An 18,089-nucleotide genomic window follows, 5' to 3' on the forward strand; every position below is an offset into this window, starting at 1 on the left:
CTCGTTTCCATGTTTCATCGTCTACACTTCTCGGCATGGATCCTCTCGCCGGTCTGCTCGACGGACCCCGTGCCCGCGGCGCGTTCCTGCTGAAGTCGGTCATGACCCCGCCGTGGTCGCTGCGCATCGAGGACGAGGCGCCGCTGACGGTCATGGCACAGGTCCGCGGCGACTCCTGGGTCGTCCCCGATCGCGGCGAGGCCGTCCGGCTCGGCACCGGCGACATCGCCATCGCCCGCGGTCCGGACCCGTATCTCGTCGCGGACGACCCGGCCACCCCGCCGCAGGCGATGATCCTGCCGGGACAGGAATGCCTGACACCGGAAGGGAAACACCTCACCGAACTGTCCGATCTCGGTGTCCGCACCTGGGGCGGCGACCCGGACGGCCCCGTCGTGCTGCTCACCGGCACGTACCCGCTGGAAGGCGAGATCAGCAAACGGCTCCTCAACGCGCTGCCGCCGTTGCTGATCGTGCGGGACGAGGAGTGGGAGAACCCGCTCGTGCCGCTGCTCGCCGGGGAAATCGTCAAGGACTCGCCTGGGCAGGAAGCCGTCCTGGACAGGATGCTGGACCTGCTCCTGGTCGCCGCGCTGCGGACCTGGTTCGACCGGCCCGGCGCCGAGGCACCCGCCTGGTACCGCGCGCACCGCGACCCCGTCGTCGGGCGGGCGCTGAAACTGTTGCAGCACAAGCCTTCCGAACCGTGGACGGTGGCCAGCCTCGCGGCCGACACCGGGGTCTCACGGGCCGCGTTCGCCCGGCGGTTCACCGCCGCGGTGGGCGAACCGCCGATGGCGTACCTCGCGAGCTGGCGTATCGCGCTCGCCGCGGATCTCCTGCGCCAGCATCCCGACGTCACGATCGGCGCGGTCGCGCGGCAGGTCGGCTACGGCAGTTCGTTCGCGCTCAGCACCGCGTTCAAACGCGAGCACGGCGTCAGCCCGCAGGGCTACCGCACCGGCGTCGCGTAACGCTCGACGAGTTCCGCGCCGATCCGCGCGAGTTCCTCCTGGACCGACGGAGGGCCCAGCACCTCGATCATCGAGCCCCAGCCGGCGAGCTGCTGGGCGATCATCCACGCCACCGGCGCCGACACCGTCACCCGTACGCGCCCGTCGTCGAGTGTCTCCTCGACCCGCGCCTGCCGTCCGAAGTGGTCCTGGAGGATCGGCAGATGCCGCTCGGCGATGAGCACGGTCGCGCCCAGCCCCGAACGGCGCCGCTCGACCTGATCGACCACCTGGTCCCACGCCCGCGACAGCTCGAAGTCGTCCGGCCGCCCGGCGGGCAGGTCGGTCACCTCTACATCGGACATACGATCGGCCCTGAAGGTGCGCTGCCCCTTCTCGGTGCCGGCGACGAGGTACCAGACGTCGTCCTTGTCCACGAGCCCCCACGGATCCACGACCCGCTCGACCGCTTCCGCGCCCTTCTTCGCATAGCCGAAGCGGACTTTGCGACGGCGGACGATCCCGGCTTGCAGCACGGTGAGCGTTTCGGGTCGTTCCTTCTCCTGTTCACCCCAGCGCGACGGATCGACGACGACCGCATCCGCGGCGGCTTGCGCGTCGGCCCGGAAGGTGTCCGGCAAGGCCCGGACCAGTTTCCGCAGCGCGGATTTGACCTCGGGCGAGATCGACGCCGCCGGACCCGCGAGCAGGAACAACGCCTGCGCCTCCGACGCCGACAGCCCGCTGAGGTCGGTCCGCGCACCGCCGATCAGAGACCAGCCGCCACCCCGGCCGGGTTGCGGATACACCGGAACGCCCGCCGCGGACAGCGCCTCGAGATCGCGGCGGGCCGTGGCCACCGAGATCTCGAGTTCGTCCGCCAGTTCGGCGGCCGTGACGCGGCCACGGGCCTGCATCAGCAGGAGGGTGGCCACCAGGCGATCGGCACGCATGCGCCCAGTCTCGCAGCCGAACCGCTCACCTGATGCGCACTTTGCTCCCGCATTTCGTCCTCTGAATGCGGTAGTTCCCGATACCAACTACCGCATTCAGAGGACGAAATGCGACTACCAGTGCGCGGGCGGGGCGAGCGATCCGGGCAGCTTCGTGGTCGCGTCGCCCTTGGCCGCGTCCAACTGAGACTGGATCAGGAACAGCGCGTCGCGCAGGTCTGCGCCCCGGATGTCGGCGTCACGCAGATCCGCCCCGATGACGTCGGCCTGCCGGAGATCGGCTCCCCGCAGATCCGCGCCGATCAGGTAAGCCCCGCGAAGAAGCGCGCCGCGCAGGTTCGCACCCTTGAGTTTCGCGCCGATGAGGTCGGCGCCGCGCCGGTCCTTCTTCTTGCCGGGTACCTCGGCACGGGCCAGCTCGCTCGCGCGCAGCAGCAGGCCGTTCACCTCACCCCGGTGCGTGTGGACATCCGTTTTCCGCAGCACGCCAGGCGTTTCCAGGGTCATCCGCTCGGTCCGGTCGATCATCCCGGCCAGGTCGTCGCGGATCGTGGCCGACGTCGGCAGCGCCGCCGCCTCGGTGAGGTAGTAGAGCAGTTCCTGCAGGTCCCGCATCACGGGGAAGACCGCGAACATCGACTTCGCCGTCTTCGGCGACTTCCGCCAGTCCTCGCCGCCGAAGGTGATCTGGGAGACCTTCTGGCCCGCGCCGAAGCAGTCGTAGACCGTGCAGCCGGTGAAGCCCTTGGTGCGGAGCTTGTCGTGGATGCCGCACCGGGAGTCCTCGCGCAGGTTCGGGCACGCCTGGCCCGCCGGTTTGGTGATCGCGAAATCGGCCGACGCCGCGAACGCCGGGACGACGCAGCACAGACCGAAGCAGCTCCCGCAGTCGGCGCGCAGGGTGGAAAGGTCTGGCACGGTGGTTCGGACTCCAGATGCTCGGCGAGTGTTCCGCCCACAGGGTACGGCGGGGCCGAAGTGCACTTTCCGTGCAGGGCACCCGCCGCCAATGGCCGCCAGACGAAGGTCGGGTCCTGCCCCATTCAGTCGATATCGGACATGCCGAACGCTCCATAACCTCGATCCCCATGGGATTGGCAGATGCCCTCCCATGCGGTCGAGCTGGACCGCTTTCCGCCGCTGTGGTCTTGACCGGCCGGTCCCCTGCGAACGACAGGACGAACACATGCGAGAGATGAGACAAGCGCGTTGGCTGTCCCGTGCCGGAATGGCGAGCGCGGTCGCGGTGGCGATCAGTGTGACCGCCGCTCCCGCACAAGCCGCCGAAGGACAGATCCTCGCCGCGGGGTCCGCTGAAGCGATCCCGAACAGCTACATCGTCACGTTGAAGGACACCGGCGTCGTGGGCGCGCTGGCGAACCGTTTCGGCGCGAAGGTGGAGCAGGTCTACAGCAGCTCGCTCAAGGGCTTCTCCGCGACGCTGTCGGAGCGGCAGGCCAAGCGCCTCGCCGCCGACCCGTCGGTGGCGTCCGTCGAGCAGAACCAGGTCGTCCACGCGGACGCGACCCAGACCAACCCGCCGTCCTGGGGTCTCGACCGCGTCGACCAGCGCAACCTCCCGCTCGACAAGAAGTACAGCTACACCAGCACCGGCGCGGGCGTGAACGTCTACGTCATCGACACCGGCGTGCGGATCAGCCACCAGACCTTCGGCGGCCGGGCCCGCAACGGCTACGACTTCGTCGACAACGACGCCGTCGCCCAGGACGGCAACGGTCACGGCACCCACGTCGCCGGCACCATCGCCGGTTCGCAGTACGGCATCGCCAAGGGCGCCACGGTCTATGGCGTCCGCGTGCTCAACAACTCCGGCAGCGGCACCACCGCCGGTGTCATCGCGGGCATCGACTGGGTCACCAAGAACCACGTCAAGCCTGCCGCGGCCAACATGAGCCTCGGCGGCGGTGCCTCCACCACGCTGGACGACGCCGTCCGCCGGTCGATCGCCGCGGGCGTCACCTACGGCGTGGCCGCCGGTAATTCCAACGCGAACGCTTCCGGCTTCTCCCCCGCCCGGGTCACCCAGGCGATCACCGTCGGCTCGACCACCAACACCGACGCGCGGTCCAGCTTCTCCAACTACGGGAACCTGGTCGACATCTTCGCGCCGGGTACGAGCATCACGTCGTCGTGGAACACCAATGACACCGCGACGAACACCATCAGCGGCACCTCGATGGCGACCCCGCACGTGGTCGGCGTCGCGGCCCGCTACCTGCAGAACAACAAGACCGCCACACCCGCGCAGGTGGCCACCGCGCTGATCAACGCGGCCACCACGGGCAAGGTCACCAACCCGGGCTCCGGTTCGCCGAACCGGCTCCTGTACTGGGCGCCGACCGCCTGATCCCGTTCTCCGCACCTGTCATGAAAGGGCCGTTCCTGACGAATTTCGTCAGGAACGGCCCTTTCATGACACTCGGCGCTACAACACCTTCCGGATGCTCGGCACCACGGCCGCGAGCCCGGCGGCGTTCGGATGCAGCGGCGCGAAGCTGTTGTTCACCACCGAAGGGATCAGCCCTTCGATCCATTTGACACCGATCGGCTGGCACGCGTCATGACCGATGCTCGGCGTCCGGATGTCGACGTACTTCGCCCCGTGCGCGGCGGACTGTTCGGCCATCCGCGCGTTGAGCCGGTCCATATTGGCCTGGATGTAGTCGGCGTCCTGCGGCAGCACCGGGACGAGCGGCCAGCAACCGCGCGGTTTGATCCCGGTCGGATAGCCGACCATGACGATCTCCGCCTGCGGTGCGCGCCGGCGGATCTGCTCGATCACCGTGCCGTACGTCGCGGCGAAGGCGTCGATCTTCGTGGCGTACTTGTCCACCCCACCCGCCGTGTTCGCCGCCTTGCACGACGTCCCGACCGGCAGCAGGTTCACACATGACGTCGCGAGCCCGACCAGCCCGACGTCGTTGCCACCGATGCCCACGGTCACCAAGGTCGTGTCGGCGGACAGCGCGTCGTACTGCGGCGGGTTGGTGCCGGAGACGATGCCCTTCTGCGGATTGGTGAAGTCGGAGGTGGTCGCGCCGCCGCAGGTGACGTCGCGCAGTTCGTCGACCTTGATCTCCTTCGCCAGCAGGGCCGCGTAGTTGATCGCGGACCGGGCGCAGGTGAACAGATCGGACTGCGGCAGTACCACCGAGCCCGCCGAGAACGAGTCACCCATCGCGACGTAAACCTGGCGTTCGGCCGCGGCGAGGGCCGGTGTCCCGATCGCGACGAGGGTCAGCGCGGTGCCCGCCACCGCGGCCGTCCGAGCGAGTCTTCTCCAGTGGGAACGTGTCACAGCCACCTCCGGCATGCGTCGTCGAATGCTGCGGTCAGGGTCCACCGGGAGCGGGTGAACCACTAGAACGGAGGCGCGCGTTCCTGATCGGAGTTTTGTAGGTTGCCTCTATGACGAAGGCGTCGGCACAGCCGTGGCGCCGGCTGGACGCCTCGGTGCTGAACCGGCTGGAGCCCGACCCCGCGGCGATCGCGTCCGCCGCGATGGACCAGGTCCGTGCCGGGCTGCGGACGCCGCTGGACGATCGGACCGTCGCTAACGTCCAGACCACTCTCGACGTCGCGTTGAACGCGTTCTTCACCGAGATCGGCCAGCCCGGCATCACCACCGACTGCGAGGTCTACCGCGCGCAGGGCCGGGCCCAGCACACCGCGGGCCGCAGCCTGGAGGAGATGCTCGGCTTCTACCAATCGGCGGCGCTGGGGGTCTGGCGGCAGCTGACGTCGGCGGCACCGGCCGTGGATCTGCCGACCCAGGCCATCGTCGAACTCGGCGAGGCGCTGTTCGCCTTCATCGCGGAGCTCTCGGCCGCCGCGGCCGACGGATACGCCGAAGCGCGGTCCCAGGCGGCACGGGCCGGGCAGGCACGGCGGGACCGGCTCCTCGGTCTCCTGCTCACCGAACCACCGGCCGACCCGGACGTCCTCGACGATGCCGCGAACCAGGCCGCGTGGACGCTGCCCGCACGTCTCGTCGTCGCCGTGACCAGCGCCGACGTCGCGCCGAGGTTGCTGGACCGGATGCCGGGAAGCGTGCTGGTCGGCCGTCACCACGACCTCACCGCCGTGGCCATGCCCGCGGACCGGATCGAGTGGTACCTCGGCCGGTTGCGGGACCTGCTCGGCGACGAGCAGGCCGGGGTGGGCCCGGCCGTACCGCTGCGTTCGGCCGCGCTCGGTGCCCGCCGGGCGACCGCGTTGTGGCGGCTGACCCGCACCGGCGCGCTCGGCGGCGACGCCCTCGTCCACACCACCGACCACGGCATCGACCTGCTGCTGACCGCCGATCCCGGACTGGCCGCCGAGTTCTCGGAGGACGTCCTCGCGCCGCTGGCCGAGTTGCCGGAACCGGCGCGGCAGCGGCTCACCGCGACCCTCACGGCGTGGCTCGCGCGACCCGATCAGCCGCAGGCGATCGGCGACGAGCTGCACGTCCACGTCCAAACCGTCCGCTACCGGATCCGGCAGCTGCGGACCCTTTTCGGCGGCACGATCGACGATCCGGCCGGCCGCTTCGCGCTGGCGATCGCGCTGAGGATCGGCCCGCTGGTCACGTCACGCTCAGAGCGGGACGTCCATCCGCTGCGTCCCGACGACCGATAGCAGCCGCAACGCCTCCTCCGACGGGGTCCCGGGGTCGGCGGTGTAGATCACGACCTGCTGGTCGCGGTCGGTGATGTCGAGGACGTCGCAGTTCACGCTGACCGGGCCGACGACCGGATGCCGGAACGTCTTGCACAGGCTGGGCGCGGCGCAGACGTCGTGCGCGGCCCACAGCCGGGCGAAGTCCTCGCTGCCGTCGAGGAGCTCCCGGATGAGGGCGGCGACCTCGGGATCGTCGGGGTAGCGGCCCGCGGTGGCACGCAGGTTCCGGACCGCGCTGGCGGAGAACTCCTCCACATCGGACACGCCGTACATCCGACGCTGCGGTGGTCCGAGGAACGCGCGGCGCACGAGGTTGCGGTCACGACGTGGCAACGCGGAGAAATCCTCCATCAGCGCCGCGGCGAGGTCGTTCCAGGCGAGCACTTCGTAGGTCGCGGACAACACGATCGCCGCCGCCTGCGGAAGGCGCCGCAACAGCGCGAGAATGCTCGGCCGGACCTCCCGCGACGGACCGGGTGGCGGTCCCGGCGGAGCACCGGCGAGGTGGTGCAGGTGATCGCGTTCCACATCCGACAGTCGCAGCGCCCGGGTCAGCCCGCCCAGCACCTCGCGCGAGGGCCGGGGACCGCGAGCCTGCTCAAGCCGCGTGTAGTACTCGGTCGAGATGAACGCCAGCTGCGCCACCTCCTCGCGACGCAGCCCCGGTGTCCGGCGCCGCGACCCGGCGGGAAGGCCGACGTCGGCGGGGGTGATCCGCTCGCGCCTGCTGCGCAGGAAGTCCGCCAGTTGTCGTCTGTCCACCACTCCAGTGTGGACGATGCCGGAACGTCAGCCAGGTACCGCCGATGCCTGGATAGGCGCCGGGGGCGGGGGAAGTCTCGGTGCCATGACCAACACAACGACTGTTCCGGGCCTGCTGGACCGCAAGGTCGCCTTCGTCACCGGCGCCGGACGCGGGATCGGAGCCGCCGCCGCGCGGCTGTTCGCCAGGGAAGGCGCCCGTGTCGTGCTCGCCGCCCGGACCGAGTCCCAGCTGAAGGCCGTGGCCGAGGAGATCCGCGCCGAAGGCGGCGTCGCGGACCACGTGGTGTGCGACCTCGGCGACGCGGCGAGCATCCGCGCGGCCGTCGGCCGTGCCGTGGAAGTGCACGGCAGGCTCGACGTCGCGTTCAACAACGGTGCGACGAACGTGCCGCCCGGCCCGATGGACCGGGTGACCGAAGCCGATTTCGACCGCATCTACGCGGTGAACCTCAAAGGCCCGTGGCTGTCGATGCTCGCCGAGATCGAGGCGATCCGGGCCACCGCGGGGACCGGGGCCATCGTCAACAACACCAGCGTCGGCAGTCTGATGGCCAACCCGGACCTGCCCGCCTACGGCGCGATGAAACGAGGAGTCAACAGCCTCACCGCGTCGGCCGCCGTCACCTACGGCCCGGAAGGGATCCGGATCAACGGTGTCGCCCCCGGTACGACGATGACCGAGATGTTCAGCGAGTGGATGGAGAGTTCGCCGGGCATCCTCGACCAGCTCAACGCCCGGACTCCGCTGGGCCGCGTGGCCGAACCCGAGGAGGTCGCCGAGGCCGCCGCGTGGTTGCTGAGCGACCGCGCCTCCTACGTGACCGGCACGGTCCTGCGGGTGGACGGCGGCATGCTGTCCTGATCTAGCCTGCCGCCGGGAGGTGGCGCCGGAACCACGCGACCAGACCGGCGTCCACCTCGCGAGCGTGCGGGAGCTGCGGCGCGGGCTCGATTCCGGGTTCGTCGGCGAGTGGATGTTCCAGTCCGGGGATCGACAGCAGTTCGGACCGCTCCCCCAGTGCGTCGGCGAGAACGATCGCGTCGGCCCGGCGCTGCTGGAGATCTACGAGAACATCGGCAGGTTGCTCGACGCGCTGGGTGCGCTGGTGAACTACGCCCTCGGCGTCGCCGGGCAGAACGCCGCCAACACCTGGACCCTCGCTGAGAACGACGCGGAGCGGTCGGCCGCCCTGGATGTCATCGCCGCGCGGTGGGCGCAGCTGGATCCCGGCAAGTATCCCTTCGTGCACAAGGCCGCGACGCGGCTGCGCGAGCACGACGACCGCGAGCAGTTCCTGGCCGGGGTGGACATCTTCCTGGCCGGTATCGCGACCCTTCGCTAGCCGATCGCCCGTTCGATCGCGCGGCGCGCCCGGTCCGCGGCCGCCCGGTCATGCTGAAGTTGCATGGCCGCGTTCAGCGCCAGCCCGGCCGCGACGATCTCGAACAGCGCCTGGTCGATGTCGAACCCGGCGGGCAGCTCGCCGCTCTCGACCGCCACGGCGAGGTCCGCCCGCAACTGGCCCTGCCAGCGCGACCACACCTCGGCCACCGCGTCGCGGACCCGGCCGGGCCGGCCGTCGTATTCGGAGAGCGCCGCGGTCATCAGGCAACCGCCGGGCAGCAGCGGCGCTTCCAGGTAGTCCACGGAGTTGGCGCACACCGCCCGCAGTCTCCGCAGTCCCGGCGGCTCGGCCAGCGCGGGCTCGACCACCCGGTGCCAGAAGTCCACGAACGCCTTGTCCAACGTGGAGATCTGGAGCGTCTCCTTGGTGCCGAAATGCTTGTGCACCCCGGACTTGCTCATCTCCAGCTCCTCGGCCAGCCGGCCGATGGTGATGCCGTCCAATCCCTCCTCGGAGGCGATCTCGGCGGCGCGATCGAGGATCCGGCCCCTGGTCGCCTGGGCTTCGGCCACTGAGCGTCGCGGTGACATGTGACGAGAATAGCGTACGTGCGTTCGCTATTGATTTAGCGAACGCACGTACGCTAACTTCGCCGCACTCATCGAGACCAAGGAGTGCGACATGCGGGTTCGACGACTCGGCTGGGCCGGACTGGAGATCGAAGCGAGCGGCGAGCGGCTGGTGATCGACTACGTACAGGACCTGTCGCCGCTGTTCACGGGATGGAAGCCCGGCGAGGGCCTGGCGACCCCGGGCGGACGCGTCAGCGCCGCGCTGGTCACCCACCTGCACCGGGACCACACTGACGCGTCCGCGCTGGCGGACGTGCTGTCACCGGGAGCGCCCGTGCTGCGACCGGCACCCGGCCACGGCGACGAGGTGGACAACGTGACGACGTTGACGGCCGAGCACGAGCTGGCCGTGCACGGGCAGGCGGTCGAGGTCGCGGATCCCTGGTCCACACGCGACCTCGGACCGTTCCGCGTCACCGCGGTCCCGGCCGTCGACGGACTGGGCGATCCGCAGCTGAACTGGGTGGTGGAGGCCGACGGGCAGCGGGTCTTCCACGGCGGCGACACGATGTTCCACGGCTACTGGTGGCGTATCGCCCGCCGATTCGGCCCGATCGACGCGGCGTTCCTGCCCGCCAACGGCGCGGTGGTCGACGCGCCGCACCTCCAGCCGCCGAGTCCGCTGCCCGCGGCGATGGATCCGAGGCAGGCCGCGGCCGCTGCGGAGATCCTCGATGCCCGGTACGCGGTGCCCATGCACTACGAGCCCGAACAGCCGGACAAGGTCTCCGGCTACGTCGAGGTCCTCGATCCGGAGAACGAATTCCGTGTCCACGCCGGAAGGCGCGCACAGGTATTGCCCATCGGGGAATGGCTGGACCTGGGGCCACGGCGGTAGTTGCGGAAATCGACTGGATATGCCTCACGCACCTGTTGGCCTGCAACAATTTTCGACACGAATCCGGGCCGGTCCTGTTGTGCGGATTCGCATTTTATGACCTGCTCCAGGGGCCTATACGGTCGATTTCATGGAATGGAAATTTGCGACGGCCGAAGAACTCGTGGCCGCTCTGCGTGCCGGTGAAGTCACCTCGGTGGAGCTGACCGACGATGCGATCACCCGTATCGAACGGGACGACGAACTGATCAACGCGATCTGCGTGCCGGACTTCGACCGTGCACGGGCCGCCGCGCGCCGAGCCGATCAGGCGCGCGCCGGCGGCGAGGACCGGCCGCTGCTCGGTGTCCCGGTGACGGTCAAAGAGTGCTACGACGTCGCCGGGCTGCCGACGACGTGGGGCATGCCGGCACACCGGGACTTCATGCCCGCCGAGGACGCGGTGCAGGTGACGCGGCTCAAGACCGCAGGGGCGGTGGTGCTCGGCAAGACCAATGTGCCGCTGGGACTGCAGGATCTGCAGAGCTTCAACGAGATCCACGGCACCACCGATAACCCGTGGGATCGCGGCCGGACGCCAGGCGGCTCCTCCGGCGGATCGGCGGCGGCCCTGGCGGCCGGGTTCGGTGCGCTGTCCATCGGGTCCGACCTCGCCGGTTCGCTGCGCACCCCCGCGCATTTCTGCGGCGTCTACGCGCACAAGCCGACACTCGGGCTGGCGGCGAGCCGCGGCATGGTGCCACCGGCCACGCCGGTCTTGCCCGCCGAATACGACCTCGCCGTCGTCGGCCCGATGGCGCGCACCGCGCGCGATCTCACGCTCCTGCTCGACGTCATGGCCGGACCGGACCCGCTGACGCACGGCATCGCGTACGACCTGACCCTGCCGCCCGCCCGTCACCAACGGCTGAGCGACTTCCGGGCGCTGGTCCTCGACGAGCATCCGTTCATCCCGACCGGGTCCGCCGTGCGGGCAGGCGTGAACCGGGTGGCCGACGCGCTCGCCGACGGCGGCGCCCGCGTCGAACGGCACAGTCGGCTGCTGCCCGACCTGGCCGAAGCCGCGACGCTCTACAAGCAGTTGCTGTTCTCGGGGTCCGTCGCGCGTTTTCCCGTTGACGAGTACGAGCAGTTGCAGATCCGCGCGGCCGCACTGAGCCCGGACGACCAGAGCCTCGACGCGGCGGGGCTGCGCGGGATGGTGCTCAGCCACCGCGACTGGATCGAGGTGAACAACCGTCGCGAGCACCACCGGCACGGCTGGCGGCAGCTGTTCGCCGAGTTCGACGCCGTGGTCTGCCCGGTCACGCCGACTCCCGCGTTCCCGCACGATCACGACCCGGACCTGCTGGCCCGCCGGATCGACATCGACGGCGTCGAGTACCCGTTCTTCGACCAGCTCGTCTGGGCCGGTCTGGCCACCATGCCCGGCCTGCCCGCCACCGCCATCCCCACGGGCCTGTCCCCCGGCGGTCTCCCGGTGGGAGTCCAGCTCATCGGCCCCATGTTCGAGGACCGCACTCCGCTGCGGCTGGCCGAACTGCTCGAGCAGCGGATCGGCGGCTTCGTGGCGCCCTAACCCCGTGAACAGGCGCTTCTCAATCGCTTACGCGTTTCGCGTAACTGGTTCCGCGTATGTTTAACGCGCAACCATAGGACGGAAGGTGCACAGTGATAATGCCCCTTATGACTGAGCATTGCTCGAATGACGCCGTCGATCGGAGGAGAACCGGGCGCGAAACACGCGCAGTGGAAGCGGAGATCGCCGGAGGGATCACCCGGGAGGATCGATTTAGGCGCTCTACGGCGATCTGAGAGCGTTTTGCCTGGTCGGAGGCCTGCTTGAAAACCTGTTGGCGGACCGAGGTGACTGTTGCTAGGTTTCCGTGGACCGTGAGACAGACCGAGGAGGTGGTACCCGTGAACCTGATGACGACATGGGTGCTCCCCTCTGGGGTCACGGTCGGGCGATAGGTCGTCCGGGAGCGCCGTTCATGAGCACTCCCGAAAGGCACGACCATGCACTTCACTTCCGAACAACGCCTTGATGACGGTGTCCTCGAGCGCGAGTTCACCCTCGGCGACATCCCGGGCGTCCTGTGGACGTCCGGGGTCGGCCGCGCGCCGGTCCCGCCGATCCTGCTGGGCCACCCCGGCGGGCTGGGCAAGATGCACCCCAGGCTGGCGGCCCGGGCGCGGGGCACCGTGGCGGAGGGCTACGCCGCCGCGACCATCGAGCTCCCCGGAGCCGGTGACAGGCCCCGGCTGACCGCCGTCGACGAAGCCCGCGTCGAACTGCAGCGGGCGGTGAGGGCGGGCAAGCCGGTCAGCGACGAGGTCGTCGAGCGTCTCGTACTCCCCCTGGTGGAACAGGCGGTCCCGGAATGGCAGGCCACCCTGGACGCACTCCAGGCCCTGCCGGAGATCGGCGGCCCGGCTGGGTTCGCGGGCGGGGTGACCGCCATCGGCGTCCGGCTGGCGGTGGTCGAGCCGCGGATCGCGGCCGCGGCGCTGTTCGCCGGGAGCTACGTGCCTCGCAGCATGTTCGCCGAGGCCAGGAAGATCACCATTCCGCTGCATGTCCTGTTGCAGTGGGACGATGAAGGAAACGACCGGCAGCAAGCCCTGGATCTGTTCGACGCCTTCGGCTCCAAGGAGAAGACGTTGCACGCCAACATGGGCGGGCACACCGGCGTCCCGCACTTCGAGGGAGAGGCCGGGAACCGGTTCTTCGCCCGGCATCTGAAGTAGCGACGCCTCGTGAGTGGCGGTTGAGTGTGGAGGATTGGGGACGTTGAACGTCCTGAATCCTCCACACTCGATCTCGTTTGGTGAAGGATTCGGAGGCATGAACGGGCCCCAATCCGTCACGACCTTGATCAACGGAGGATCGGGGACGTTGAGTGTCCCGGATCCTCTGTTGATCAAGGTCTGAGACCGGGCGACCCGCGCGACGATGCGGGAATCGGGACATTCAGCGTCCCGATTCCCGCATCGTCGAGCCCGGCGGCCGCTGAACCGTCACCCTCGCGCAGGTCAGGTGTAGGTCGGTAAACGCCGGTTCGTTCTAACCGTCCTTACCACTCACGACCAGCCCGGCACAGTCGGTACCGGTGCTTGCCCCCACCTGCCGAAGTACATGAAGGCCCCCTTCCTTGCGCCTGGCGCAAGGAAGGGGGCCTTCATGTACTTGGAACGGTGCGAAGGTCGAGTTTCCTTCGCTGAGCCGCGTGAAGGGGGCCTTCACGCGCGCCCGCTGTGACTGCTGGTGCAGATGGGGCGAACGTGGCGATCGTCGATTCCGTGAACCTGCGACCGACCGTCAGACTGCCTCAAGCACGAAGAACAGAAAGCTCAGAAAAGCGGTCCTTCCGGCGAGCTCTTCGGGGAACCGTTCGTAAGCTTCCGGCGCCGGAGGGGGCTCGCTGACGACGGCGGTCCGGAACCCGGCCGCGGTGAAGGCGTCGGTCATCGTATGCAGCGGACGGTGCCAGTAGGTCAGCACGGCCTTCTGCCCGCCGAAGGTGTACTCGTCGTTCCACTTGGCGATCTTGAAGTAGTCGGCTTCGGGGTGGATCAGCTTGTAGATGATCGGGTGATTGACGGCCAGGATCAGCCGGCCGCCGGGCTTCAGCACACGCCGGATCTCCGCCAGTGGCGCGGTCCAGTCCTCCAGGTAGTGCAGGACGAGGGCCACGATGACGTCGTCGAACGCGCCGTCGGGGTACGGCAGCGGGCTGCCGATGTCGGCGACCCGGAGGTCGGCGTCGTGACCGAGCCTTTTCCGGGCCAGCTCCACCATCTTGGCGCTGGCGTCGAAGCCGGACACGAGGGCGCCCCGGTCGCGCAGGGCTTCGGTTATCGGACCCGCACCGCAGCCGGCGTCGAGAATCCGACGGCCGGACACGTCCCCGGCCAGATCCAAGATCGCGGGCCGCGTGTAATAGGCGTTGTTGAGACTGGTCTCGTTCTCGGCCGCGTACGCCTCGGCGAAGCTGTCGTAGTCGTTTTCCGCTAGTTCGGGAGTGGCTGGCATGTGGCCCAATATGGCACGACCGCCCCTTCCCGCGTCGCGGCTTACTTGTCGGCCGCGTAGACCAGTTCGAGGACTCCGGAACGAAACGCCTTGCTTTTCACCAGGCGCAGGTTCATGGGCTGATCCAGCTCGGGGAACAGCGGCGCACCTTTGCCGGCGGCGGCGGGCAGTACCCACAGGTGGTATTCGTCGACCACGCCGAGCTTGATCAGGGAGTGCAGGAACTCGGTACCGCCCGCGGCGACGAGATCCTTGCCGGGCTCGGCCTTGAGTCTGGCGATCTCCTCCGCCGTGTCGCCATTGGCGATCCGGCTCTCGGGCCAGTCTGCGGATTTCAGAGTGCGGGAGAACACGACCTTGGGGATCTCGTTCATGGCCTTGGCGGACGGGTGATCGGAGCCGGGCCAGTAAGAGGCCATGGCCTCGTAGGTGTTGCGGCCCATGAGGAAGGCCCCTGCGTCCCACAACTGGCTGACGAAGTACTCCTCCTGTTCGGGGTCGTCGATGCTCATCATGACCTCCCGGATGCCGTTGTCCCCGTCGGCGCTCTTGCCGTCGAGCGAGACATAAAAGCCCAGGATCAGCTTCCTCATGAGACTTCCTTCCGTGGTTCCTCCGATGATGCGAATACTCTGTCGCCGACAGCATCAACTGTCAAGACAAACTGAGTTGTCGGTGAGACCCTGGTCAATCACACAAGATCGAACACTTTCGCAAAACTCCAACCATCTTTTGTTGACTTCGAGCAAAAGTTCTCGCTAGCTTGAAGTGACGCGGTTGTTGCGCAGCGGAGCCAAGAATCGCGCCTGCCGAGGAGGAGCCCCTATGCGGCTGCCCGTCGCCCTGCTCACCGTGGTCCTGGCCGTCGGGTTTCCCGCCCCGGCCATCGCGCAGTCCGATATCCCAGCGCAGTCCGACATCCCACCGCAGGAACCGGGTGTCACGATGCGCGTGTTCGACGTACAGGTCCCCCTGGACAAGTACTGCACCCTCAAACCCAGCCAGACACCCAACGTCGACAAGCTCATGCCGACGATCGACTGGTCCACCGCCGAACAGTTCGGGTTCGCCGACCGCTTCGTCACCGAGGTGACCGGCTACCTGAAGACCGGCACCGCCGGTACCTACGATTTCCGGCTCACCAGTGACGACGGCGCCCGGTTGCTCGTCGGCGGCGCGCAGGTCATCGACCACGGCGGCAAACACGGGGCGACACCGAAGGACGGTTCGATCCAGCTCGGCGCCGGCGATCAGCCCCTGCGGATCGACCACTTCGACGCGGACTACGACCAGCGGCTCAAACTCGAGTGGAAACCACCGGGCGCGAGCGGTTTCAGTCTCGTACCGACTTCGGCGCTGAGCACCGACGCCGAGGTCACGCGGGTCACCTCCCCCGGGCGTAAGCAGTGCGAAGGGGTCAACGAGTCACCCGGCGACGGCTTGCCGCTGATCGGGGTCCATCCGAACTACACGCTGACGGACTTGCGCCCCAAGGGTTTCGAGCCGCAGGTGACCGGGATGGACTGGTTGCCGGACGGCAGGCTGGCCATCTCCACGTGGGGCGGCGGCCGCGAGACCGTGCTCGGCGAGGTCTATCTGATCGACGGCGTCACCGGCGCGACCGATCCGTCCCGGGTGACGATGAAGAAGATCGCCGGGGATCTCCGGGAGCCGATGGGGCTCAAGTACGTCGACGGCACGATCTACGTGTCGGAGAAGCATCAGCTGACCGCGCTCGTGGACACCACCGATGACGAGGTCGCGGACGAGAAGCGCAAGATCGCGACCTGGCCGTTCGGCGGCAACTATCACGAGTTCGCGTTCGGCCTGCTCTATCGCGACGGGTTCTTCTACGTCACGACGGGCATCGCGATGATCCCCGGCGGTGCGACGGCGGATCCGCAGCCCGTACCCAACCGGGGATCCACGCTCAAGATCGAGAAGGCCACCGGCAAAGTGTCCTATGTGGCCGGTGGGATGCGGACGCCGAACGGACTCGGCTGGGGCCCTGAAGGGGACGTCTTCGTCACCGACAACCAGGGCTCGTACGTGCCGACGTCGAAGCTGGTACGGATCAAGCCGGGCCGATTCTTCAACCACCACACCAATCCCGACGGCCCGTTCGACGATCGGCCGGTGACGCAGCCGGTGCTGTGGATGCCGCACGGCGAGATCTCGAACTCGCCGAGCAATCCGCTGATCCTGCCCAGCGGGGTGTTCGCCGGGCAGATGATCTTCGGCGACGTCACCTACGGCGGTCTGCAGCGCGCGAATCTGGAGAAGATCGGCGGCGAGTACCAGGGCGCGGTCTTCAGGATGACGCAGGGACTGGAGTCGGGAGTCAGCCGGATCAGCCTCGGTCCGGACGGCGCGATCTACACCGGGGGCATCGGCTGGCAGGGCAACTGGGGCCAGGAGGGGAAACTCAAGTACGGCCTGCAGAAGCTGTCGCTGACCGGCGGTGACGCGTTCGACATGCGTGCCGTGCACGCGATCCGCGGCGGGTTCGAGATCGAGTACACCCAGCCGGTGTCGGAGAAGACCGCGCTCGACCTGGCGTCGAAGTACAAGGCCGCCCAGTGGCGGTACGTGGCGACGCCGCAGTACGGCGGTCCGAAGGTGGACGAGGAGACCTTGAAGGTTTCGTCGGCGGCGTTGTCCGCGGATCGCAAGAAGGTGACGCTGAAGGTGGACGGCCTCAAGCCGGGCCGTGTGGTGCACCTGCGCTCCCCTCGTCCCTTCGCCGCGGAGTCCGGCGCGGAGCTGTGGAGCACCGAGGCGTGGTACACGATGAACAAGCTGCCGGACGGTTCGGTTCCGCCGCCCGAGTACGAGGCGGAATCCGCGCAGCTGGCCGGTGGCACGGGATGGAACACCGACCACACCGGCTTCTCCGGTGCCGGGTTCGTCGATCGCAACTGGGAGCCGGGTTCGAGCACCACCTTCGCCGTCGATGTCGCCAAGGGCGGGCGCCACGATCTCGCCTTGCGGTACGCGAACGGTCCGAATCCGAGCCCGGATCCGGTGAGCAAGTCGATGAGCCTGTACGTCAATGGCAAGAAACAGAAGCAGATCTGGCTCGCGAGCACCGGGGCGTGGAACCAGTGGGCGACCCATGTCGAGTCGGCGGAGCTGCGGCCCGGGGCGAATTCGATCGCCTTCGTCTACGAGGCGCAGGACGACGGGCACGTGAACCTCGACAAGCTCACGGTCACTCCGGCCAAGCGGACGGTCCTGTTCGACGGGAAGAACCTCGACGCGTGGGAGTCGGCGAGCGGTGGTCCGGCGACCTGGCCGGTGTCGGGTGGTTCGATGGAATCCTCGGGCGGTGACATCCGTACGAAGGAGACCTTCGGCGATTTCCGGATGCACGCCGAGTGGTTCCAGCCGAACTATCCGCCTGAGCAGACCGGGCAGGCGCGCGGCAACAGCGGCGTCTATCTCCAGGAGCGCTACGAGATCCAGGTGCTGGAGTCCTTCGGGGTCACCCCGCCGAAGACGAACGACGCCGGCGCGATCTACACGAAGAAGGCGCCGGACGTGAACGCGGCGACCGCGCCGGGCACATGGCAGACCTACGACATCAGGTTCCGCGCGGCGCGTCACGACAGCGCCGGGGTCAAGATCGCCGACGCGCGGGTGAGCCTGTGGTGGAACGGGAAACTGGTGCACGACGACGTGGCGATCGACGGCAAGACCGGGGCCGGTCGTCCGGAGGATCCGGCACCGGCCCCGATCCGCCTGCAGGATCACGGTGATCCTGGTGAGAACCCGAGGTTCCGCAACGTGTGGGTGGAACGGATGTAGCCACGATTACCGCCGTACACCGGCCCGTGAAGGCCTCCTTGAGGGACCCAGAGTCCCTCAAGGAGGCCTTCACGGA

General features: G+C 68.5%; 16 protein-coding genes. 9 read left to right on the plus strand and 7 right to left on the minus strand.

From position 1 onward, the window contains the following. Nucleotides 1-35 precede the first annotated feature (35 nt). Nucleotides 36-974 carry an AraC family transcriptional regulator gene (locus IE302_RS04965; RefSeq protein WP_191252145.1) on the plus strand — a complete coding sequence of 313 codons (939 nt, stop codon included), beginning with the start codon at nucleotides 36-38 and terminating at the stop codon, nucleotides 972-974. Here IE302_RS04965 and IE302_RS04970 read toward each other — a convergent pair. Together IE302_RS04970 and IE302_RS04975 are read right to left on the minus strand one after the other, a co-directional pair. Beyond that, nucleotides 953-1,906 carry a helix-turn-helix transcriptional regulator gene (locus tag IE302_RS04970; RefSeq protein WP_191252147.1) on the minus strand — a complete coding sequence of 318 codons (954 nt, stop codon included), beginning with the start codon at nucleotides 1,904-1,906 and terminating at the stop codon, nucleotides 953-955. The two genes, IE302_RS04965 and IE302_RS04970, sit on opposite strands and share 22 nt — an antisense overlap. A 114-nt stretch (nucleotides 1,907-2,020) precedes the next feature. Continuing rightward, nucleotides 2,021-2,824: a pentapeptide repeat-containing protein gene (locus IE302_RS04975; RefSeq protein WP_191252149.1), complete on the minus strand. Its 804-nt coding sequence runs from the start codon at nucleotides 2,822-2,824 to the stop codon at nucleotides 2,021-2,023. 268 nt (nucleotides 2,825-3,092) lie between these two features. Here IE302_RS04975 and IE302_RS04980 point away from each other — a divergent pair, with 268 nt between their 5' ends. After that, complete coding sequence (locus tag IE302_RS04980) at nucleotides 3,093-4,274, plus strand: S8 family peptidase (RefSeq protein WP_308436838.1); 1,182 nt, start codon at nucleotides 3,093-3,095, stop codon at nucleotides 4,272-4,274. Between the two features lie 78 nt (nucleotides 4,275-4,352). Here the strand turns inward: IE302_RS04980 and IE302_RS04985 are convergent, their stop codons facing one another. Then, the gene (locus tag IE302_RS04985; RefSeq protein WP_191253116.1) at nucleotides 4,353-5,183 is read right to left on the minus strand and encodes an SGNH/GDSL hydrolase family protein; all 831 of its coding nucleotides are present in this window, start codon (nucleotides 5,181-5,183) and stop codon (nucleotides 4,353-4,355) included. 152 nt (nucleotides 5,184-5,335) lie between these two features. Between IE302_RS04985 and IE302_RS04990 the strand changes: the two genes are divergently transcribed. Further along, nucleotides 5,336-6,547, plus strand: coding sequence for a PucR family transcriptional regulator (locus tag IE302_RS04990; protein ID WP_191252151.1), 1,212 nt, complete (start codon nucleotides 5,336-5,338; stop codon nucleotides 6,545-6,547). On the opposite strand, the gene IE302_RS04995 is transcribed toward IE302_RS04990, so the two are convergent. Then, nucleotides 6,506-7,351, minus strand: coding sequence for a helix-turn-helix transcriptional regulator (locus IE302_RS04995; protein ID WP_191252153.1), 846 nt, complete (start codon nucleotides 7,349-7,351; stop codon nucleotides 6,506-6,508). The two genes, IE302_RS04990 and IE302_RS04995, sit on opposite strands and share 42 nt — an antisense overlap. Nucleotides 7,352-7,436: 85 nt before the next feature. On the opposite strand from IE302_RS04995, the gene IE302_RS05000 reads away from it, so the two are divergent. Then, nucleotides 7,437-8,216, plus strand: a complete 780-nt coding sequence (locus tag IE302_RS05000) for an SDR family NAD(P)-dependent oxidoreductase (protein ID WP_191252155.1) — start codon at nucleotides 7,437-7,439, stop codon at nucleotides 8,214-8,216. 19 nt (nucleotides 8,217-8,235) lie between these two features. After that, complete coding sequence (locus tag IE302_RS43230; protein ID WP_373307900.1) at nucleotides 8,236-8,697, plus strand: hypothetical protein; 462 nt, start codon at nucleotides 8,236-8,238, stop codon at nucleotides 8,695-8,697. Here the strand turns inward: IE302_RS43230 and IE302_RS05010 are convergent. Continuing rightward, the gene (locus IE302_RS05010) at nucleotides 8,694-9,290 is read right to left on the minus strand and encodes a TetR/AcrR family transcriptional regulator (RefSeq protein WP_191252157.1); all 597 of its coding nucleotides are present in this window, start codon (nucleotides 9,288-9,290) and stop codon (nucleotides 8,694-8,696) included. The two genes, IE302_RS43230 and IE302_RS05010, sit on opposite strands and share 4 nt — an antisense overlap. Nucleotides 9,291-9,381: 91 nt before the next feature. On the opposite strand from IE302_RS05010, the gene IE302_RS05015 reads away from it, so the two are divergent. The 3 genes from IE302_RS05015 (at nucleotide 9,382) to IE302_RS05025 (ending at nucleotide 12,921) form a co-directional block, all read left to right on the plus strand. After that, nucleotides 9,382-10,170 (plus strand): MBL fold metallo-hydrolase, encoded by a 789-nt coding sequence (locus IE302_RS05015; RefSeq protein WP_191252159.1) that lies wholly within the window; start codon nucleotides 9,382-9,384, stop codon nucleotides 10,168-10,170. A 130-nt stretch (nucleotides 10,171-10,300) separates the two neighbouring features. Further along, nucleotides 10,301-11,749: an amidase gene (locus tag IE302_RS05020; protein ID WP_191252161.1), complete on the plus strand. Its 1,449-nt coding sequence runs from the start codon at nucleotides 10,301-10,303 to the stop codon at nucleotides 11,747-11,749. Between the two features lie 440 nt (nucleotides 11,750-12,189). Beyond that, entirely contained in the window at nucleotides 12,190-12,921 is a 732-nt protein-coding gene (locus tag IE302_RS05025; protein ID WP_191252163.1) for a dienelactone hydrolase family protein, read from the plus strand. 571 nt (nucleotides 12,922-13,492) lie between these two features. Here IE302_RS05025 and IE302_RS05030 read toward each other — a convergent pair. Both IE302_RS05030 and IE302_RS05035 read right to left on the minus strand, forming a co-directional pair. Further along, entirely contained in the window at nucleotides 13,493-14,206 is a 714-nt protein-coding gene (locus tag IE302_RS05030) for a class I SAM-dependent methyltransferase (RefSeq protein WP_191252165.1), read from the minus strand. Between the two features lie 41 nt (nucleotides 14,207-14,247). Continuing rightward, nucleotides 14,248-14,799: a dihydrofolate reductase family protein gene (locus tag IE302_RS05035; RefSeq protein ID WP_191252166.1), complete on the minus strand. Its 552-nt coding sequence runs from the start codon at nucleotides 14,797-14,799 to the stop codon at nucleotides 14,248-14,250. A 232-nt stretch (nucleotides 14,800-15,031) separates the two neighbouring features. On the opposite strand from IE302_RS05035, the gene IE302_RS05040 reads away from it, so the two are divergent. Then, nucleotides 15,032-18,013 carry a 3-keto-alpha-glucoside-1,2-lyase-like domain-containing protein gene (locus tag IE302_RS05040; protein WP_191252168.1) on the plus strand — a complete coding sequence of 994 codons (2,982 nt, stop codon included), beginning with the start codon at nucleotides 15,032-15,034 and terminating at the stop codon, nucleotides 18,011-18,013. The last annotated feature ends 76 nt before the right edge of the window (nucleotides 18,014-18,089 follow it).

Source organism: Amycolatopsis oliviviridis (assembly GCF_014654365.1).
Lineage (GTDB): Bacteria > Actinomycetota > Actinomycetes > Mycobacteriales > Pseudonocardiaceae > Amycolatopsis > Amycolatopsis oliviviridis.